Source organism: Asanoa sp. NPDC050611 (genome assembly GCF_040654855.1).
In the GTDB taxonomy this organism is placed as follows: Bacteria; Actinomycetota; Actinomycetes; order Mycobacteriales; family Micromonosporaceae; genus Asanoa.
Window position 1 is genome coordinate 1 of sequence record NZ_JBFAIU010000511.1, and the last position, 3,790, is coordinate 3,790.

The window sequence follows — 3,790 nt, forward strand, 5'->3', positions numbered from 1 at the left end:
ACGTTCGCGCTGCGCCGCGGTGCCGGGCGCGGGCGGCTCGGCGTGGTCGCCATCGACACCGAGGAGCTGTCCGACCGGCTGCGCGCGTACGCCGCCGGTCGGGTCGACCCGCTGGTGGTGGACGGCGAGGTGCAGGGCGTGGCCCGCGGCGCGGTCTGGGTGTTCTCGGGCCAGGGCTCCCAGTGGGCCGGCATGGGCCGCGAGCTGCTGGCCATCGAACCGGCGTTCGCGGCGAGCCTGACCCGCACGGACGCGCTGATCTCCTCCGAGGCCGGCTTCTCCGTGCTCGACGTCGTGCGCTCCGGCCAGCCGGTGTCCGGCTGCGGCTTCGTCCAGCCGGTGCTGTTCGCGCTGCAGGTCGCGCTCGCCGACCTCTGGCGGTCGTACGGCGTGACCCCGGCAGGCGTGCTCGGCCACTCGATGGGCGAGGTGGCGGCCGCGGTCGTGGCCGGCGCGCTGCCGCTGGCCGATGGCGTCGCGGTGATCTGCCGCCGCTCGGCGCTGCTGGAACGGATCGCCGGCAACGGCGCGATGGCCAGCGTCGCGCTGAGCCGCTCGCAGGTCGAGGCCGACATCGCCGCGGCCGGCGCGGGTTCCGAGGTGTCCGTCGCGGTGGTCGCGGCGCCGTCCAGCACCGTGATCGCCGGCGACGACGAGTGGGTCCGGCTGCTGGTCGACGCCTGGGACGCCGAGGGCATCTCGGCCCGGCTGGTCGCGGTCGACGTCGCGTCGCACTCGCCGCAGGTCGACCCGCTGCTGCAGGACCTCGACGCGGCGCTCAAGGACCTGCGCCCGCGGGATCCCGCCGTGCGCTTCTACTCGACCGTGCTGGACCCGCACTCGGAGCAGCCGGCGTTCGACGCCGACTACTGGTGCCGCAACCTGCGGCAGCCGGTGCGCTTCGCGGCCGCGGTCGACGCGGCGGCCGCCGACCGGCACCGGGTCTTCCTCGAGGTCTCGCCGCATCCGGTGGTGACGACGGCGGTCCGGGAGAGCCTGACGGCGGACGCCGTGGTGGTGGGCACGCTGCGCCGCGACGAGCCCGAGCTGGCGACGTTCCGTACCGCCCTGGCCGCCCTGCACTGCGCCGGCGTGCCGGTCGCCTGGTCGGTGCTCTACGGCGACGCCGAGCTGGCCGACCCGCCGACCATCGCGTACGACCGGCGCCGGCACTGGGTCGACCCGGCCCCGGTGTCGCCCGCGCCGGTCGCGGTCGGGCTGCCGGGGGTGCACACCGAGGTGGCCGGCGATCCCGTGCGGCACACCTGGGTCGGCGACGCCGGCACGGACGCGCTGCCGTTCCTGGGCGACCACCGGGTGCACGACGAGCCGGTGCTGCCCGGCGCGGCGTTCCACGCGCTCGCGCTGACCGCCGCGTGCGCGGTGTTCGGCGTCGCGGCCGACGAGGTCGTGGTCGAGGACCTCGTGTTCCGCGAGCTGCTCCGGCTCTCGGGCCGCACCGAGGTCAGCACGACCGTCACCATGACCGGGCCGGACCAGGCCGAGTGCGAGGTGTTCGCGCGCGACGACGAGGGCGCCTGGGTGCGGCACGCGACCGCGCTGCTGCGCTCCTCTGCCGACTCCACAATGGAGTTGTTTGAGGCCGCGTGTGACGTTCCCGTCGACGCGGCGGACCTGTACGCCGCGATGCGGGCGCGCGGCATCGCGCACGGCCCGGCGTTCGCCGGGCTGAGCGGACTGACCCGGTCCACGGCCGGCACGGCCGCCCGGGCCCGGATCACGCCGCCGCTCGCCACCGCCGGCGCGCTGGCCGCCCACCCGGTCCTGCTGGACATGTGCGCCCAGCTCCTGGTCGCCACCGTGCTCGACGCGCCCGGCCACGGGCTCGTGCTCCCGGTCGGGATCGCCCGGGTCGCGGTGACCGGCGACCTGTCGCTGGCCGCCTTCGCCGAGGCGCGGCTGGTCGGCGCCGACGCGGACGGCTTCAGCGGCGACGTGGTGCTGCGCGACGGCGCCGGCGCGCCGGTGCTGACCGTGCGCGGGCTGCGCTGCGTGCGGCAGCGGGTGCCCGCCGCCGAGGCCGAGCGGCCCGGGTCGTGGCTGCTCGAGCCGCGCTGGGTGCCGGCGCCGCTGCTCGCCACCACGACGGTCAGCCGGGTGCTGCTGGTCGGCGAGGGCGGCGGTGCCGTCGAGCCGGTCGTGGCCGCGCTGCGGGCCCGGGGGAGTGCGGTCGACGTGCTCGACGTGCCGCTGCCCGCGCCCGTGCCGGAGCTGCTCGGCGGCGTGCTGCCGGGCGTGGTCGCGCTGGTCTGCGGCGGGTCGCCGGCCGTCGGCGACGCGGCGCTCGACCGGACCCGCCGGGCGGTCGCGATGGCACAGGCGCTGTGCGCCGAGCCGGTGCCGCCGCGGCTCGTGCTCGTGACCGGCGGCGCGCTGGACGAGGCGGCGCTGCGCGGCGTCGTGCGGGTGCTCGCGATCGAGCACCCCGAGCTGCGCGCCACCGTCGTCGAGACCACCGACGCGGACCTGCTGGCCGCGGAGCTGCTCGCCGACGGGACGGACGACGAGGTCCGGCACGCGGGCGGGGAGCGTGCGGTGGCCCGGCTGGCGTACGCGCCGGTGTCACAGTCCACCGTGGACGTCCGCTGCGGCGTCGACGCGTTCCGCCTGCGGGCCGGCCGCCTCGGCGACCTCTCGGCGCTCGAGCTGGCCGCCGACCACCGGCGCCGGCCCGGGCCGGGCGAGGTGGAGATCCAGGTGACCGCGGCCGGGGTGAACTTCCGGGACGTGCTCACCGTGCTCGGCCTGCTGCCCGGCGACGGGCACGACGCGCGCTGCCGGATCGGCTTCGAGTGCGCGGGCGTGGTCAGCGCGGTCGGCTCCGGCGTGCCGCTGGCCGTCGGCGAGTCGGTGCTGGCGGTCGACCTGCGCGGCGGGGCGTTCGGCTCGTTCCTGACCGTGCCGGCCACCGCCGTGGCCCGGATGCCGGCCGGGCTCGACCCGGTGGTCGCCGCGGGCCAGCTGACCTGCTACCTGACCGCCTGGTACGCGCTGCGGCACGTGGCCAGCCTCCGCTCCGGCGAGCGGGTGCTCGTGCACAGCGGCACGGGCGGCACCGGGCTCGCGGCGATCGCGGTCGCGCGCCGGCTCGGTGCGACCGTGCTCGCCACGGCCGGCACCGCCGAGAAGCGGGCGCGGCTGCGCGAGCTGGGCATCACCACCGTGATGGACTCCCGGTCGCTCGACTTCGCGGCCGAGACCCGCGCGGCCACCGGCGGTGAGGGTGTCGACGTGGTGCTCAACTCGCTGGCCGGTCCGGCGATCCGGGCGGGGCTGTCGACGCTGCGGCCGTTCGGCCGGTTCGTCGAGCTGGGCGTGCGGGACATCATCGCCGACCGGGCCCTCGGGCTCGCGCCGCTGCGGCACAACATCACGTTCGCCACGGTGGACCTGATCGAGTTGCAGAACCGGCGGCCGGACGTGTTCGCGACCGTGCTGCGCGAGGTGCTCTCCGGGCTCGCCGACGGGACGCTGCCGCCGCTGCCGGTCCGGTCGTACCCGCTGGCCTCGGCGACCGACGCGTTCCGCACGATGGCCGCGGCGGCGCACCACGGCAAGCTGGTGCTGACGGTGCCCGGGTCCGGGACACTGCCGGCGGCGCGCCCCTCCGCTCCGCCGGTGCGGTCGGACGGCTCGTACATCATCACCGGCGGTCTCACGGGCGTCGGCCTGGCCGCGGCTGAACCGACTGCGCAGCTCGACCTCCTCGGGCGTCATCCCCTGCGGAACGCCCGTACCGTCGTCGCCCTCCGGCACCATGCTGGATTCC

General features: G+C 77.1%; 1 protein-coding gene. It reads left to right on the plus strand.

The features are described from left to right. The coding region (locus AB0H87_RS39315; RefSeq protein WP_360158133.1) for an acyltransferase domain-containing protein at positions 1 to 3,790 on the plus strand (3,790 nt) is incomplete at both ends.